Raw genomic sequence first — 16,051 nt, forward strand, 5'->3', positions numbered from 1 at the left:
ATAATTTGCTTCTACCGTGACTATGCCGTCACAATAGGCGTGGCGGTCGTCAGCAGAACCGAGTCGTTTGATACTTGCGCGGGAAGGCCGACGATAAAATGTCGCGAATTCAATCGAATAAATTTACCGCTCGTCGTTCAAAGCATTGATGCACACTTAAACTATTCATAATTCCGCGCCAATATCCGATTCGAAATCGGCGTAAATGACGATATTTTTCGATTTTTCTTCATAAACCCTCATCCTTCGGGAGGAAAAAGACAAAATGGGCTACCGGAACAATCCAAAACGCGACAAACAACTTGAAAAATCCAGAAAACTGGCCGAAGCATCCGGAAAGCCCTTCATAGACCCTATGATCGTCTATGGCCGAGCAAGCACCGATGATATCCAGTATTATTCTCCAGAAATGCTTTCCATTGCTTCACAGCACACGGCAGAAGAGCTTCTTCGCTGGAAAAAGGATGCGCCATATATTGGCGTTTCCCAAGTAGATGGCATTTCTCCCCGCGATGTTCCGGTTTCTGTTCTGACGATTATCGGGCGCAACATGCCCTTCCTCTACGATTCCGTGATGGGGGAGGTGACCAGCAGCTATCGCAGCCTTTACCTCGCCGTGCATCCGATCATGGCGGTGGATGGAAGTGTTGGCGGAGGATATCGCCTTGCTGATCCTGAAAAGGACGCTCCGCAAGACAATGTCAGCTTGATCCAGCTTCATATCGCGCCGGTAAGCCCGCAAGCGGCCGAGATTCTTGTGGAGCGAATACGCTTCGTTTTGTCGCAGGTGCAGTCTGCATTCACCGACTGGAAGCCGATGCTCGCCAAGGTCGACGAGGCGATGAGGGAGCTCAAGGAAAGGGGCTCGAACCGTCGGAAAACGGAACGGGCCGAGGCACTGGCCTTTCTGGAATGGTTGCGCAACGACAATTTCACGTTCCTTGGGATGCGCGACTACAGCTATTCCGGAGCAGGCAAGAACGCCAAGGTGGAGCGCGGAGAAGGAAGCGGGCTTGGTACGCTGACAGATCCGAACGTCCGTGTGCTGCGTCTGGGCAAGGACGCAGTCACGACCACGCCGGAAATCCTTGCGTTCCTCGATGGTCCCGATTTCCTCATCGTCACCAAGGCGAATGTGAAATCCATCGTCCACCGGCGCGCCTATATGGACTATATCGGCATCAAGCGCTTCGATGAAGACGGCAATGTCATCGGAGAACTGCGCATCGTCGGTCTGTTCACCGCAACGGCCTATACCCATTCCGTGCGGCACATTCCCCTGCTGCGGGCAAAGGTTGCGGAGGTCGAGCATCATTTCGGCTTCGATCCCAACAGCCACTCCGGGCGCACCCTCTACAATACGCTCGAGGCCTATCCTCGCGACGATCTCTTCCAGATCGATACGGATCTGCTCATTCGCTTCATCGAGCAGATCATGGAACTTAGTGATCGACCACGCGTGCGTGTTCTGCCGCGCATCGATCGCTTCGACAGGTTCGTGTCCGTCATCATCTTCGTGCCGCGCGAGGAATATAATTCCTACGTCCGCGAGAAGATTGGTGACTATCTGGCGCAGGTCTATGACGGGCACATTTCCGCCTACTACCCTGCCTTCCCGGAAGGCGCAGTTGCCCGTGTGCATTTCATCGTCGGGCGTACGAATGACAAGACGCCCAGAGTGGCGCAGGACAAGCTCGAACAGGCCGTGGGCGATATCGCTGCGCGCTGGATCGACCATTTCGTGATGCTTTCCCCGGTCGGCGCACCGGTCCTGGATGTGGATCAGGCGTATCAGGAGGCGTTCACGCCCGACGAAGCATTTGCCGATATGGCTGACATCGTTGCCACCGCAGAGGGTGAGCCGGTGCGTATCGAATTCTATCGTCGCGACGATCAGAGCGAGGACCAGCTGTCTCTCAAGATTTTCCACCGCGATGGACATCTGCCGCTGTCGCGTCGTGTGCCCTTGCTCGAAAACCTGGGATTTGGCGTTACCAGCGAACGGACCTTTGATATTGGCGTGGTGTCTGGCGAGACGACCCGAACCATTGTTCTGCACGACATGGAATTGAACGTGCCGAAGGACGTCAAGCTTGACCTGGCTGTCTACGGGCCACGGCTGGAAGAGGCCTTTCTGGCGGTATTCCACGGTTCGGTCGATAATGACAACTTCAACCGCCTTATCCTGGCGGCTGGCCTGAATGTGCGGGATGTTTCGGTTCTGCGGGCCTATGCGCGCTATCTGCGTCAGAGTGGTATCGTCTATTCTCAGGAGCACATTTCCGAGACGCTCTTTAAATATCCGGCAATTGCCGCAAAGATATTCGACCTGTTCGCCAGCGGGTTCGACCCCAAAATTGGCGAGAAGTCACGCCTTCGCAAGCTGTCCGATCTTCACAAGGAAATTGAAACGGCGCTCGGCGGCGTTCCGAACCTGGATGAGGACCGTACCCTGCGGCGTTATGTCAATGCCGTGGATTCGACCTTGCGCACCAACTATTTCCAGCGCGATGAAAATGGATTGCCAAAGGCCATGCTTGCCTTCAAGTTTGATCCCAAGCTGCTGGATGGCCTGCCCGATCCCCGCCCGTTCCGGGAAATCTTCGTTTACGGCACCGAAGTCGAAGGTGTTCACCTGCGGTTCGGCAAGGTGGCGCGCGGCGGGCTGCGTTGGTCTGATCGGGGCCAGGACTATCGGACGGAAGTGCTGGGACTTGTGAAGGCGCAGCAGGTCAAGAACGCTGTTATCGTACCCGTTGGCGCCAAGGGCGGGTTCTTCCCGAAGAACCTTCCGGCTGGCGGCAATCGCGACGAAATCTTCAATGCCGGCAAGGAAGCTTACAAGACATATATTCGCACGCTGCTTTCGATCACGGATAACATCGTTGGCGATGATATCATCGCGCCGCCCGATACCTTGCGGCTCGATGGCGACGATCCCTATTTTGTCGTGGCGGCGGACAAGGGCACGGCGACATTTTCCGATACCGCCAATGGTCTGGCGCGCGAGGCCGGTTTCTGGCTCGACGACGCCTTTGCGTCTGGCGGGTCTGCCGGTTACGACCACAAGAAGATGGGCATTACGGCGCGGGGCGCATGGGAAACGGTCAAGCGCCACTTCCGCGAAATGGATACCGATATTCAGACGACGCCGTTCAAGGTTGTCGGTGTCGGCGACATGTCCGGTGACGTATTCGGTAACGGCATGTTGCTATCGCAGAAAATCGAGCTGATTGCAGCCTTTGACCACCGCGACATCATCATCGACCCGGCTCCGGATACGGACAAGTCGTTTGCCGAGCGCAAGCGCCTTTTTGAACTGCCACGGTCCAGCTGGCAGGATTATGATCGCTCGGCCCTTTCCAACGGTGCCATGATCATTTCCCGCGCCGAGAAATCCGTGACGCTGACACCGGAAGCCGTTGCCGCCATCGGTATCGACAAATCGGTGGCTACGCCATTCGAAATCATGACGGCGATCCTCAAGGCGCCGGTCGATCTTCTGTGGTTCGGCGGTATCGGCACCTATGTGAAGGCAGCGGTGGAGACCAATGCCGAGGTGGGTGACAGGGCCAATGACCCGATCCGTATCAACGCAACCGAAATCCGTGCCAAGGTGATCGGTGAGGGTGCCAATCTCGGCATCACGCAGAAGGCTCGCATCGCTTATGCTCTGGCAGGCGGGCGATGCAACTCTGACGCCATCGACAATTCGGCGGGCGTCAATTCCTCCGACGTCGAGGTCAACATCAAGATTGCGCTGACATCGCCTGTCAATGACGGTCGCCTGACGCTGCCCAAGCGCAATCAATTGCTGGCCTCCATGACATCGGAGGTGGCGCAGCTCGTGTTGCGCAACAACTCTCTCCAGTCTCTGGCAATTTCTCTTACAGAACGCCGGGGTACCGAAAATCGTGAGGAGCTTGGCCGTCTCATGAATGCGCTCGAAAGCGCAGGGCAGCTGAACCGCAAGGTCGAAACGCTGCCAGGCGATGTCGAGTTCAACGAACGCTATGCTGCGGGCAAGCCGTTGACGCGACCTGAAATCGGCGTTCTGCTCTCTTATGCCAAACTGACACTTTTCGATACGCTGGTGGCAAGCCCCTTGCCGGACGAGCCCTATCTCCAGCATCTTCTGACGGATTACTTCCCGAGCAAGATGCAAAAGACCTATGCCGCCGACATTACGAGCCACAGGCTGCACCGGGAAATCGTGGCGACGTCGCTCGCAAACCAGGTCGTCAATCGCGGTGGACCGGGCTTCGTGCAGAAGCTTGTCGATGCCAGCGGTTCATTGGCGCCTGCCGTCGTCAAGGCAGCAATGATCGTGGAAGACGGTTTTGGCCTCAAGCGTCTCTGGAGCGAGATCGACAGGCTCGATGGCCAGATTTCCGGAGAGGTCCAGAACGCGCTCTACGCCAACGTGGCGCGCATATTCACCGATGCAACACGGATTTTCCTCCAGACCACGTCGGCCTCCTCTGGCTCCATGTCCGAAGAGATCGATCGTCTGAAGGCAGCGATCAAGGCATTGTTGCCGGGTGCGGTGAGATATAGGGAGGAGATCGGCTTCAGCGAGATCGAAGGCGTGGCTCCGGCTCTGGTTCGCGAGTTGGAAACGTTGTCGCTGCTGGTCTACGTTCCCGAAATCATGCTGATTGCTGAGCAGGCGGGCACCACCCTCGCTCGCGCCGCAGAAAGCTATGCTGCGGTGTCTGCCACGTTCCGCGTTGCGAGACTGCTCGAGGCAGGCCAGCGCGTGACACCTGCTGACCACTATGAAAGTCTGGCTTTGCTGCGCAGCCAGGACCAGATCGCCTCGTCACGCCGACGGATCGTGATTTCTGCCCTGACTGAGCATTCCAAGGAGAAAAACCCGGTACAGGCCTGGTATGCTGCAGACCGCGTGCGGGTCAACCGCATCGTGTCTGAGCTGGGCGCGCTGAGTGACAGTGGCGAAACCAACCTTGCCCGCCTGACGGTGGCTGCCGGCTTGCTTTCCGATATAGTGCAGGCACGAAACGTCTGATAACAGATACTCCTGCCCGGTGTCGCAGCCGGGCAGGTTTTTTAAGTCCTGAACGGTCGAAAAGGTGACGAATGGCTTCCTCCTCCCTTGAGACTGGACATCCGGTAACGAAGCGCGGCATCTGGGGATGGATGCTGTTTGACTGGGCGGCCCAACCCTTCTTTACTGTGGTCACCACCTTCATTTTTGGCCCCTATTTCGTCGCGCGGCTGACTGCGGACCCGATTTCTGCCCAGACCATCTGGAGCAATATGGCGACGATTTCCTCCGTGATTATCGCGATATTCTCGCCGATCCTCGGCTCCATCGCCGATCAATCTGGTTCTCGCAAACCATGGATAGCGTTTTTTGCGTGCCTGAAGATCGCAAGCCTGTCGATGCTGTGGTTCGCGGCGCCCGGTTCGCCGATCTTCTGGCCTGTGACCTTCATGATCATCGCCTCCATCGCTGCTGAATTTTCGATTGTCTTCAACGATTCCATGATGCCGCGGCTGACCACTCCGGAGAATGTCGGTCGGATCTCCAACACGGCATGGGGCCTGGGTTATCTGGGGGGCATCATCGTCCTGATCTTCGTCGTCCTGTTTCTCGCGGCCTCGCCGGACAAGGGCGTAACCATTCTCGGCATACCGCCGCTGTTTGGGCTGGATGCTGCATCCGGCGAGGACGCGCGTATCACCGGGCCCATTGCCGCGCTCTGGTATTTCATTTTCATCCTGCCAATGTTTCTTTACACACCGGATGTCACGAAAGGCCTGCCTTTGGCCCAGTCCGTCCGTTCAGGCCTGTCGGAATTGAAGACGACGCTGCATGAGCTGAAAGGCCGCCCCGTTCTCACACGCTTTCTCATCGCGCGAATGCTCTACCAGGATGGCGTCAATGGCGTCCTCATTCTCGGAGGCGCGTTTGCGGCTGGCCTGTTTGGCTGGGGCACGATGGAAATCGGGATTTACGGCATTATTCTCAATATCGTGGCGATTGGCAGCTGCGTCGCAGCGGGTCTCGTCGACCAGCGGCTGGGATCACGCAACACGGTGCTGCTCAGCCTCGCCCTTCTGATCATTGCGACCATCGGCATCTTTTCCACCCAGGCTGACTCGACGCTCTTCGGATTGCTTGCGCTTCCGGTGTCTGATGCGACGGGACTGTTCTCTTCCGGGGCGGAAAAAGCCTACCTTGTATACGGCATTCTCATCGGCATCGCCTTTGGTCCCGTTCAGGCGTCGTCTCGCTCCTATCTGGCGCGAAACATCACCATTGCGGAATCCGGTCGGTATTTCGGGATCTATGCGCTTTCCGGTCGCGCGACCAGTTTCATGGCGACGCTCGGCTTTTCGCTTGTCACCTATGCGACCGGTTCAGCGCATCTGGGCATGGCGACGCTGACCTTGTTTCTAGGTGCGGGCTTCGTCCTTCTTCTGCGCGTTCCCGAAAGGGTTGCGCCTGCTCAGAGTTGATCGAGCTTGGTCTGCAGAGTGCGCAATTGAGCCTTGAGCTCATCGATTTCGGATGCATCCGGCTTCTTGCTCTCCTTGGGAGCCGGGGGCACCGGAAAGGGTGTGAAGACCTGCATGGCCTGCCGGAACAGTTCAGTGTTACGCTTGACCTGCTCTTCCATGAACCCGAAAGGGGTGGAGAAATTCTTCGACGCAGCCGTATCGCCAAATGCCTTGGACATATGTTCCTGCATCTGGCTCTGCTGCTCGGAAAAGGTCTTCATCGAATGTTCGAGAAAGGTCGGCACCACCATCTGCATGTGGTCGCCATAATAGGAAATAAGCTGACGGAGAAAAGCAGTTGGCAAAAGCGTATTGCCTGTCTTTGCCTCCTGCTCGACAATGATCTGGGTCAGAACCGCGTGGGTAATGTCCTCTGACGTCTTTGCGTCCTGGACTTTGAACTCATCGCCTCGCTTGACCATCTTGGCGAGATCTTCCAGCGTGACATAGGTGCTGGTCCCCGTGTTGTAGAGACGCCGGTTCGCGTATTTCTTGATGATTGTTTCGCCGTGGTGTTTCGCCATGCTCGCCTCCTCGCGATGATGGTATTTTCTTTTTATGTGGTGTTTTTGCTCTTCCCGTCTTTAAGATTATGCTCAAATCGCCCGAGGTGACAAACGTTTTGTGCGATGCAACAGCGAAAATTTTGCGCAATATATGCCGGGCGGGGCGAGCCTGAGCGAAGCAACCGGCATTGCGCCAAGATGGTTTGACTTGGCCGGAAAGCTTTGACACTCTCGCGCCGCAAAATGGGAGATTCATAATGACTTCGTCTTCAATCGTCATCGTCAGTGCAGCGCGCACCGCCGTCGGCTCGTTCAACGGCAGTTTTGCCAATGTGCCTGCTCATGAGCTGGGCTCAACCGTGATCAAAGCTGTTCTGGAGCGCGGGGGCGTGTCGCCTCAGGAAGTCGACGAAGTCATTCTGGGACAGGTATTGGCGGCGGGTGAGGGCCAGAACCCGGCGCGGCAGGCTGCGATGAAGGCAGGCATTCCGCAGGAAGCAACATCTTTCGGTGTCAATCAGCTTTGCGGATCCGGCCTTCGCGCCGTTGCGCTCGGGATGCAACAGATCGCCACCGGCGACGCGTCGATTGTCATCGCTGGAGGCCAGGAGTCGATGTCGATGGCGCCACACTGCGCGCATCTGCGCGGCGGTGTGAAGATGGGTGATTTCAAGATGGTCGATACCATGTTGAAGGACGGCCTGACGGACGCCTTCTATGGCTATCACATGGGCATCACCGCCGAAAACATTGCCCGCCAGTGGCAGCTCTCCCGCGACGAACAAGACCAGTTCGCGGTGTCCTCCCAAAACCGCGCCGAAGCGGCACAAAAAGAGGGTCGGTTTGTTGACGAAATTGCCCCGGTCACCATCGCGGGCCGCAAGGGCGACATCATCGTCGATGCGGACGAGTATATTCGCGCAGGCGCCTCGCTGGAAACGATGGCAAAGCTTCGTCCGGCATTTGACAAGGAAGGCACCGTTACCGCAGGCAATGCTTCTGGACTGAACGACGGTGCGGCCGCTGTTCTCCTCATGACAGAGGCGGAAGCCGCCAGACGGGGTCTGGCACCCATCGCACGCATAGCGTCCTGGGCAACTGCGGGTGTCGATCCGCAGATCATGGGCACAGGGCCAATTCCCGCATCACGCAAGGCGCTGGCAAAGGCCGGTTGGACTGTCGGGGAACTTGATCTTGTTGAGGCCAACGAGGCCTTTGCTGCGCAATCCTGCGCCGTGGTTCGCGATCTCGGGCTTGATCCATCCATGGTCAATGTCAACGGTGGTGCCATCGCCATCGGTCACCCGATCGGTGCATCTGGTGCACGCGTGCTCAACACACTGCTTTTCGAAATGAAGCGACGCAGCGCACGAAAAGGTCTTGTGACATTGTGCATTGGCGGCGGCATGGGTATCGCCATGTGCGTTGAAGGTCTGTAACAGGCTTTCTTCACTGCCAATAGGAGGGCCGTCATGAGCCGGGTTGCATTGATAACGGGTGGCACGAGCGGCATTGGTGCCGCCATTGCAAAGGCGTTTCACGCTGCAGGCTACAGGGTTGCTGTCAACTACGCCTTTACGGAAGCGCGCGCTGCCCAGTTCCGCGAGGAAACGGGCATTCCGGCCTATTGCTGGGACATTCGCGACTATCAGGCTTGTGTCGAGGGAATTGCCGAGGTCGAGCGCGACCTTGGTCCCGTCGAAATCCTTGTCAACAATGCTGGCATTACCCGCGACGCGATGTTCCACAAGATGACGCCGCAACAGTGGCGTGATGTCGTTGACACCAACCTGACCGGCGCTTTCAACATGACACATCCCATCTGGCCTGGGATGCGGGAACGTGGCTTCGGACGGATCGTCAGTATCTCTTCCATCAACGGGCAGAAGGGGCAGGCCGGTCAGGCGAACTACTCTGCCGCGAAAGCGGGCGATCTCGGGCTGACCAAGGCTCTGGCGCAGGAAGGCGCATCTCGGAATATCACCGTCAACGCCATCTGCCCGGGCTATATCGGCACGGAAATGGTGCGGGCTATACCGGAAAACGTTCTCAATGAGCGTATCCTGCCGCACATTCCCGTTGGACGGCTGGGTGAACCCGAAGAAATAGCGCGCTGCGTTCTATTCCTTGCGTCGGACGATGCAGGTTTTATCACTGGCTCCACGCTGACAGCAAATGGTGGCCAGTATTTCACGTGATCCACAAAAAAATTACTCTTTTTCCGTCCTGACAATTGGCAAGTTACAAAAACTTGATCGGTTCAGATTTGCGAGGACATCACCCTAACCGAATGAAAATACGATATTTTTGGTATAGTTTAGAATTGATCTAAAATTTCAGAGGTAGGGACATTAGAGGTTTTTCTTGACAGGCAATCTCCTGTTTTGGTTTAAGAATGAAAACAACGTGTTGCGTCATACAGGCAAGAAACCATGCTCGTTTGCAGCTGCAATTACATCACCGATAATGATATTCGCGATGTCATCAATGAGATGCTCGACGAGGACTGTTGGCAGCTCATCGTGCCTGCGAAAGTCTATCATGCGATGGAAAAACGCGGACGGTGCTGCGGATGTTTTCCGACAGTTGTCGATCTTATAATCAGCACAACCGAACAATATCACGCTCGTCGGCACTCGACGGAAGCCGATGTTTTTGATTTTATGTTACGCCTCAGGCAATTGCATGAAGAAAACAGGAGAGCGGACATTGAAAGGCGACAAAAGAGTCATCGAGCAGCTTAACGAGGCATTGTTCCTCGAACTCGGTGCGGTCAATCAATACTGGTTGCATTATCGACTGCTGAACGACTGGGGATACACGAAGCTCGCCAAGAAAGAGCGTGCCGAGTCCATCGAAGAAATGCAGCACGCCGACAAGATCATCGATCGGATCATCTTCCTCGAAGGTCACCCAAACCTGCAGACGGTTGCGCCTCTGCGTATCGGCCAGAACGTCAAGGAAGTCCTTGAGGCTGATCTTGCCGGTGAATATGACGCACGCACAGCCTACAAGAAGTCGCGCGATATTTGTCATGACGCGGGCGATTACGTTTCCATGAAGCTATTTGAAACACTGCTAATAGATGAGGAAGGCCATATTGATTTCCTCGAAACCCAGCTCGATTTGCTCAACAAGATCGGTGAAGCGAAGTACGGCCAGCTGAATGCTGACTCTGCCGACGCTGCTGAAGCCGAGTAAAAGAGCACACATGTAAAAAAGGCGGCCTTGGGCCGCCTTTTTTGTTTTCATGCGCCAGCCAAATGCCGGAACTCGGAGACGACCTTCTCGTAGACACCGCGCTTGAACGGCACGATCAAATCCGGCAGAGTTTCCATAGGCTTCCAGGCCCAGGCGTCGAACTCCGGTTCATGACCCGTCGGCGGTGGATTGATCTGAATCTCGCTTTCGTCGCCCTCGAAGCGGAATGCAAACCAGCGCTGGGCCTGGCCACGATATTTGCCACGCAATCCGATACCGATCAGTTGCGGTGGCAGGTCGTAATGGATCCAGTCACGGGCCTCGGCCAGCAGAGACACGGTTTTCATGCCCGTCTCTTCGTAAAGCTCCCTGAGTGCCGCCACCAAAGGCTTTTCACCCTCATCGATGCCGCCTTGTGGCATTTGCCAGAGCTGCGGTGAGCCATCGAATTCGGAGTTGCCCTCGGCGATCCGGCGCCCTGCCCAGACCAGCCCCTGGGCATTGAGAACCATGATGCCCGCACAGGGACGGTAAGGAAGATCGTCTGCTTTGATTGTCATTCTGGATCCTTGAAGGAATGAGGATGCAAGAAGGATTACTGACCGGCCTTGTCAGAAACAAGTGCGGAAACACCGACTATTTCAATGCCGCGCCCGGACGCTTCGATCGCCCATTTGGAAATGGCGGAAATGCTCTCGTCAAAAGCGGACGCTACGCCAATAGCCGATCCGTTGCGACGCGCGATTCTCTCGAGATCGTCGAGCTTGCGCAAAACAGCGTTTTCATTAACCTGGTCGTCGAGTTGCATATCCGCAAAGCCTGCCGCTGCGTTCAGCGTCTTGGCGACGGCAGAGGTCCGCGATTGTGCCGAAGAGCCGTCGTCCAGAAAGAAAAGGCCCCTTGCGCTCATGTCGCGCAGGATGGGGCTCAGCGCCGCCTCATCCGACATGAACTTTCCGCCAAGATAGTTCATGACGCCGGTGTAGTTGGTGATCTTCGCCATGGAGCGATGCATCTTTTCCAGATTGATCTTTGCAGGACTGGAAACAAGCAGCGTATCGGGTCCCGGATCTGTGCCCGGATAGCCGAAAGGTTCGAAGGGAAGCTGAAGCAATATCTCATGCCCTCCGCGACGGCCCTCCTGCATCCAGCGTTGGAGGCTGTTGCCGCTTGCAGCAAAGCCGAGCGTGACCTCCGGTGGCAGGTCGCGGATGGCTTTTTGCGTCCCTGTCTGGCTAAGCCCCAATCCGCCAACGACAATGGCGATACGGGTCCCTCTGGCACCGGACCATGGCCGGGCATATTGCTCCATGGGTCGCAACCCGTCCGGACCGATTTTGGGCAGCCTGCCAAAGGCTGAATCTTCCAGCAACTCTTCATTGGGCTGCGCAGCCATGCGCGGATCCTGGCCGTATCTTTGCCCCGTCATCAAAACGGGATCCTTTGTCTCTCTTTCGCGCGGCGAATATACGGAAACGACGTTGCCATCCGGCATCGTCGCTCGTCTGACGTTTGCGCCGGCATGCCCGCTCTGCGGTGCCATGGAACCATCAGCCGGCCTGTTTGGAGCTCTTTGTGCAATCTCTTGCTTATCGGCAATGGCCGATGCCGGAACATCCTGAGCGGTTGAGCTACCCTTCAGATTGCCGGGTGAAAGGGCGGCATACAAGGACAATGCGCCGATGCCCCCCACCGTCACGACGACCAGAGCCGCAAGCGCAGAAAAGCGCCGGAATGATCCGGCGCTTTTCTTTTTCTGTCGACCCATGAGCGGTTTGCGCAGGTCTGAAGACAATGATCTATCCGTAAATAACTGCGAGCCGGGCGAAAGCGCAGGTCTGCCCTGCGCTCCCAGACCTTACTGCTTGTTGACGACAGCCTTTTCCGGATTTGGCGGGAACGAGGCATCGGTCTTCGTTCCGTGGAACAGATCCAGCGCGTAGTTCAGCTGAATATCGTCCTTGGCCTCTGGCGGGACATAGGCTGCCGAGCCCGAACCCTCTTCGGTTTCGCTCTGGCCCTGAATATGTCCGGGCAGGCTGGATTCGCCCTCGGCACGAACACGTCCCTGCAGCTCTTCCGGCAGCGGCTGGTCCACCTTGATATCAGGCGTGATGCCCGTGCCCTGAATGGATTTGCCCGATGGCGTGTAGTAGAGCGCCGTCGTCAGGCGAAGCGCGCCTGTATCGCCCAGCGGAATGATCGTCTGGACGGAGCCCTTGCCGAAGGAACGTGTTCCGAGAACCGTTGCACGGCGAAGATCCTGCAGCGCACCCGCCACGATTTCAGATGCCGATGCAGAGCCGCCATTGACGAGAACGATGACAGGCTTGCCATCGGTCAAATCGCCAGCCGTTGCGTTGAAGCGACGGGTTTCCTCAGGGTTACGGCCACGGGTCGAAACGACTTCGCCGCGCTCGAGGAAGGCGTCGGACACGTTGATCGCCTGATCCAGAAGACCGCCCGGATTGAGACGCAGGTCCAGAACGTAGCCTTTCAGCTTGTCGGCGGGAACATCGGTCTTGATTTTCTTGATCGCCTTTTCGAGGTCGTCATAGGTCTTTTCCGTGAAGGAAATGACGCGGAGATATCCGACATCACCGCCTTCAACACGGGACTTGACCGCGCGCACGGCGATGATTTCACGCATGACGCTGACTTCGAGCGGCTTGTCAGCGCCCTGGCGAATGATCGTCAGCTTGATCGGCGTCTTGACGGCGCCGCGCATCTTCTCGACGGCTTCTTCCAGCTTCAGACCACGAACCGGCTGTCCGTCGATCTCGGAGATGAAGTCGCCTGCCAGAATGCCTGCCTTGGAGGCTGGCGTATCGTCCATCGGCGAGATGACCTTGACCAGCTCGTTTTCCATCGTGACTTCGATGCCAAGACCGCCGAACTCACCCTTGGTCTGGGTGCGCATGTCGTTTGCGTCCTGGGCATTGAGGAAGCTTGAATGCGGATCAAGCGAGCTCAGCATCCCGTTGATGGCGTTTTCAACCAGCTTCTTGTCATCCGGAGGCGTCACATACTGGGCGCGAACGCGCTCGAAGACGTCACCAAAAATCGACAGTTCCTTATAGGTGGAAGGGCCAGCGGCTTGCGCGGGCATACTTGCCGAGTAGATGACGCTCATCGCTGTGGCACCCATAAGTCCACCGATGAGGAGAAGTGAAGCCTTACGAATCATTGCGCGCCCTTCCGGTATTTTTCGCGGTCCACCACGGTTGAGAATCAACCGGTACACCGTCTTTCCTGAATTCAATGTAAAGTGTCGGCTTGTCAGTTTCCAGCGCCAATGCAGCGGCACTGGCCACTCTTTTCGCGCCCATGGAAGCGATGGGTTCACCAGAGAACACAAACATGCCCTGCCTCGTCCTCACATTGTCCATGCCTGTCAGCACCAGATGATAACCGTCGCCGGCATTAAGAATGATCATGCGGCCGTAACTGCGAAATTCCCCGGCGAATACGACGAAGCCGTCCGCGGGCGCCGTCACCAGTGCTTCGGGGCCGGTTGCAACGACAATGCCCTTGGAGAAATGGCCTGTACCGTCCGCATCACCGAACCGTCGCAAGACCTCTCCGGACACCGGCATCGCCAGTTTACCCTTCAGACTCGAGAAGGCATATGCGGGCGCAATGCGGTTTTTATCGGGCATTCCCGCGTCGGTCTGGGCCTCCACCTTGTCGCGTTCGGACTGGGACAAAGCGGCGAGGCGCTCCTGTTCAAGACGCTCTTTTTCTTTCGCTTCACGTACAGAGGAAATCTCGTTTTCGAGCGAAGAAACCAGTCCTTCAAGGCTGGTCGCCTTGGCTGCAAGTTCTTCAGAACGTTTGCGTTCTGCTTCCAGCGCGCTTGCGGTCTGGGTGTTGCGTTTTTCGTTTTCGAGCCGCAACAGGTCCAGCCGCTTTTCTTCCTCAAGGCTGGCGGTCATGGTGCCCGTCAGCTGCTCCTTCTCAACCGCAATTGCTTGTCGCAGGTCGGTCAACTCTTTGAGAGCGAAGACCAGCTTGTCCGTTTCGGAGCGGATGCCTGGAACCACGGCGCCCAGAAGGATGGCGCTTCGAACCGATGCCAGCGCATCTTCAGGCGAAACCAGCAATGCCGGTGGCGGATTGCGGCCCATGCGTTGCAGCGCAGCCAAAACCTCCGCCAGAACATCGCGGCGCTCCCGCAATGATGCCTTGACCGCGTCTTCGCGAATACCAAGCTTGGCGAGGCGGTCTTCGCCGTCGCTGATCTTGGCTTCCAGATCCTTGCGGCGCGCAGCCGAAGCGATCAGCTCGTCCTTGATCCGAGCCGTATCCTGATTGAGCGCGGCAATGCTGTCCTGTAATTGCCGGGATTTGTCTTCGGAAAGGCCGATACTATCAACGAGCTCCTGCAGATCCTGTCGGTTCTGGTCGCGACGCCTTTCAAGCGCATCGACATCATCCGCCGGCTGCGCCGAATCTTGCGTAGCATCCTGTGTAGAAGCAGGTGGTGCGACGTCTTCCTGCGCAAAGGCGTGAAGATATGGGAAGGACACGACCATGCAGGCAGCAAGCATCGCGCCCGAAAGGGCCGTCCACCTGTTGCTGCGGGGTGCATCTGCCATAAACTCTGTCTAACCGTCGAAAAGATTGGCGACCATACGCTGCTTCGGCGCTTTACGCCAAGAGGGTCGGCACCGGACTAGAAAATATGATGGCCGGATTTGTGGCGAGATGCGATGCGCAGGTTTTTTAAACGCGATGATAGGGATGGCCGGACAGGATCGTTACTGCACGATAAAGCTGTTCCGCGATCAGAATTCGCACGAGCTGGTGCGGCCATGTGAGTTTTCCGAGGCACAGCGTAGCGGTCGCTTTCTCGTAAAGCGAGGGATCAAGTCCGTCTGCCCCGCCGATCGCGATGATCATATCACGCTTGCCGCTGTCGCGCATATTACCGAACAAGTCCGCAAAGGCAGGGCTGTCGAGCGCCTTGCCGCGCTCGTCGAGCAGGATGAGGGCAGCGCCGTCGGCGAGATGCTTTTCGAGAATGGCGGCTTCTTCGCGCTTGCGTGTCTCGGCGTTGGAGGCGCGGCTTTCCGCCACCTCTATCATGCGGACAAACTCAAGTCCGATGGCCGGTCCGGTCTTGGCAAACCGGTCCAGATAGCGCGACGCCAGATCTTTCTCGGGGCCGGATTTAAGCCGTCCCACCGCAAAAATTGAAATCCGCATTCACACATCCATCCATATCGCAAACTTAGTCGTTTGCGTCTCTAGCAGGATGGGCTGCGGATTTCCATGCGGCCGACGCTCAGGCATCGGCCATGAAACCGCATCAGTGCAGTGTTTCTTCCTCGATATCAGGCGCGGCCCACATTTTTTCGATGTTGTAGAACGCTCTGACTTCGGGGCGGAACACATGGATGATGACATCGCCTGCATCGATCACGACCCAGTCTCCGGCCTCAAGGCCTTCGACGCGAGAGTGACCGAACCCCTCATCCTTCATATCCGAAATGAGGTGTTCGCAAATCGCAGACACGTGCCTGTTCGAACGCCCGGACACAATGACCATGTAATCCGCAAGCGCCGATTTTCCGGCAATGTTGAGATAGACGATATCTTCTGCTTTGGAATCCTCGACGCTGGCGAGGACGGTTCCGAGGGCACGACGGGCAGCATCAACGCCACTCTCCATGCTCTTTGGGATAGCGCTGAAAGCTCTTCCCTTGGTGTGTACTGTTGTCAGTGGTTTCCCTTTCCAAAATGACAAACCAGATACTGCGCAGCGATTCTTCACGCCACCCAGTAAAGTTGGCATCAAAGTGTTAAAGTTTCAA

At 56.8% G+C, this 16,051-nt stretch carries 13 protein-coding genes; 6 read left to right on the forward strand and 7 right to left on the reverse strand.

Annotated elements, in window-relative coordinates:
- The first annotated feature begins 265 nt into the window (after positions 1-265).
- On the forward strand, positions 266-5,029 hold the full coding sequence (locus QRN85_RS19870; protein ID WP_284759852.1) for an NAD-glutamate dehydrogenase: 4,764 nt from the start codon (positions 266-268) through the stop codon (positions 5,027-5,029).
- Positions 5,030-5,100: 71 nt separating this feature from the next.
- A complete protein-coding gene (locus QRN85_RS19875) occupies positions 5,101-6,486 on the forward strand; it encodes an MFS transporter (RefSeq protein ID WP_284759853.1) in 1,386 nt (461 codons plus the stop codon).
- On the opposite strand, the gene phaR is transcribed toward QRN85_RS19875, so the two are convergent.
- Positions 6,477-7,052, reverse strand: a complete 576-nt coding sequence (phaR, locus tag QRN85_RS19880) for a polyhydroxyalkanoate synthesis repressor PhaR (protein ID WP_062590252.1) — start codon at positions 7,050-7,052, stop codon at positions 6,477-6,479. The two genes, QRN85_RS19875 and phaR, sit on opposite strands and share 10 nt — an antisense overlap.
- Positions 7,053-7,291: 239 nt before the next feature.
- Between phaR and QRN85_RS19885 the strand changes: the two genes are divergently transcribed.
- The 4 genes from QRN85_RS19885 (at position 7,292) to bfr (ending at position 10,235) form a co-directional block, all read left to right on the forward strand.
- On the forward strand, positions 7,292-8,473 hold the full coding sequence (locus tag QRN85_RS19885) for an acetyl-CoA C-acetyltransferase (RefSeq protein ID WP_284759854.1): 1,182 nt from the start codon (positions 7,292-7,294) through the stop codon (positions 8,471-8,473).
- 33 nt (positions 8,474-8,506) lie between these two features.
- Positions 8,507-9,232, forward strand: a complete 726-nt coding sequence (gene phbB, locus QRN85_RS19890; RefSeq protein WP_284759855.1) for an acetoacetyl-CoA reductase — start codon at positions 8,507-8,509, stop codon at positions 9,230-9,232.
- Between the two features lie 234 nt (positions 9,233-9,466).
- A complete protein-coding gene (locus QRN85_RS19895) occupies positions 9,467-9,778 on the forward strand; it encodes a (2Fe-2S)-binding protein (protein ID WP_284759856.1) in 312 nt (103 codons plus the stop codon).
- The gene (gene bfr, locus QRN85_RS19900; protein WP_062590259.1) at positions 9,744-10,235 is read left to right on the forward strand and encodes a bacterioferritin; all 492 of its coding nucleotides are present in this window, start codon (positions 9,744-9,746) and stop codon (positions 10,233-10,235) included. Before QRN85_RS19895 ends, bfr begins: the two co-directional genes overlap by 35 nt.
- A 47-nt stretch (positions 10,236-10,282) precedes the next feature.
- On the opposite strand, the gene QRN85_RS19905 is transcribed toward bfr, so the two are convergent.
- From QRN85_RS19905 to rsfS, 6 genes are all read right to left on the reverse strand, one after another.
- Positions 10,283-10,795: an RNA pyrophosphohydrolase gene (locus QRN85_RS19905; RefSeq protein WP_113099586.1), complete on the reverse strand. Its 513-nt coding sequence runs from the start codon at positions 10,793-10,795 to the stop codon at positions 10,283-10,285.
- A gap of 35 nt (positions 10,796-10,830) precedes the next feature.
- Positions 10,831-12,030: a divergent polysaccharide deacetylase family protein gene (locus tag QRN85_RS19910; protein WP_284759857.1), complete on the reverse strand. Its 1,200-nt coding sequence runs from the start codon at positions 12,028-12,030 to the stop codon at positions 10,831-10,833.
- Between the two features lie 63 nt (positions 12,031-12,093).
- Complete coding sequence (locus tag QRN85_RS19915) at positions 12,094-13,422, reverse strand: S41 family peptidase (RefSeq protein ID WP_284759858.1); 1,329 nt, start codon at positions 13,420-13,422, stop codon at positions 12,094-12,096.
- The gene (locus QRN85_RS19920; RefSeq protein ID WP_284759859.1) at positions 13,412-14,833 is read right to left on the reverse strand and encodes a murein hydrolase activator EnvC family protein; all 1,422 of its coding nucleotides are present in this window, start codon (positions 14,831-14,833) and stop codon (positions 13,412-13,414) included. The genes QRN85_RS19915 and QRN85_RS19920 overlap by 11 nt, the downstream gene beginning before the upstream one ends.
- Positions 14,834-14,960: 127 nt before the next feature.
- Positions 14,961-15,443 (reverse strand): 23S rRNA (pseudouridine(1915)-N(3))-methyltransferase RlmH, encoded by a 483-nt coding sequence (gene rlmH, locus QRN85_RS19925; RefSeq protein WP_284759860.1) that lies wholly within the window; start codon positions 15,441-15,443, stop codon positions 14,961-14,963.
- A 103-nt stretch (positions 15,444-15,546) separates the two neighbouring features.
- Positions 15,547-16,032, reverse strand: a complete 486-nt coding sequence (gene rsfS, locus QRN85_RS19930; protein ID WP_113092324.1) for a ribosome silencing factor — start codon at positions 16,030-16,032, stop codon at positions 15,547-15,549.
- Positions 16,033-16,051: the final 19 nt, after the last annotated feature.

The organism is Agrobacterium sp. fls2-241-TYG-188a (genome assembly GCF_030209845.1).

Coding starts and splice junctions, on each gene's coding strand:
- QRN85_RS19870 (WP_284759852.1), top strand. CDS start 266: ATGGGCTACCGGAACAATCCAAAACGCGACAAACAACTTGAAAAATCC.
- QRN85_RS19875 (WP_284759853.1), top strand. CDS start 5,101: ATGGCTTCCTCCTCCCTTGAGACTGGACATCCGGTAACGAAGCGCGGC.
- phaR (WP_062590252.1), bottom strand. CDS start 7,052: ATGGCGAAACACCACGGCGAAACAATCATCAAGAAATACGCGAACCGG.
- QRN85_RS19885 (WP_284759854.1), top strand. CDS start 7,292: ATGACTTCGTCTTCAATCGTCATCGTCAGTGCAGCGCGCACCGCCGTC.
- phbB (WP_284759855.1), top strand. CDS start 8,507: ATGAGCCGGGTTGCATTGATAACGGGTGGCACGAGCGGCATTGGTGCC.
- QRN85_RS19895 (WP_284759856.1), top strand. CDS start 9,467: ATGCTCGTTTGCAGCTGCAATTACATCACCGATAATGATATTCGCGAT.
- QRN85_RS19905 (WP_113099586.1), bottom strand. CDS start 10,795: ATGACAATCAAAGCAGACGATCTTCCTTACCGTCCCTGTGCGGGCATC.
- QRN85_RS19915 (WP_284759858.1), bottom strand. CDS start 13,422: ATGATTCGTAAGGCTTCACTTCTCCTCATCGGTGGACTTATGGGTGCC.
- QRN85_RS19920 (WP_284759859.1), bottom strand. CDS start 14,833: ATGGCAGATGCACCCCGCAGCAACAGGTGGACGGCCCTTTCGGGCGCG.
- rlmH (WP_284759860.1), bottom strand. CDS start 15,443: ATGCGGATTTCAATTTTTGCGGTGGGACGGCTTAAATCCGGCCCCGAG.
- rsfS (WP_113092324.1), bottom strand. CDS start 16,032: ATGCCAACTTTACTGGGTGGCGTGAAGAATCGCTGCGCAGTATCTGGT.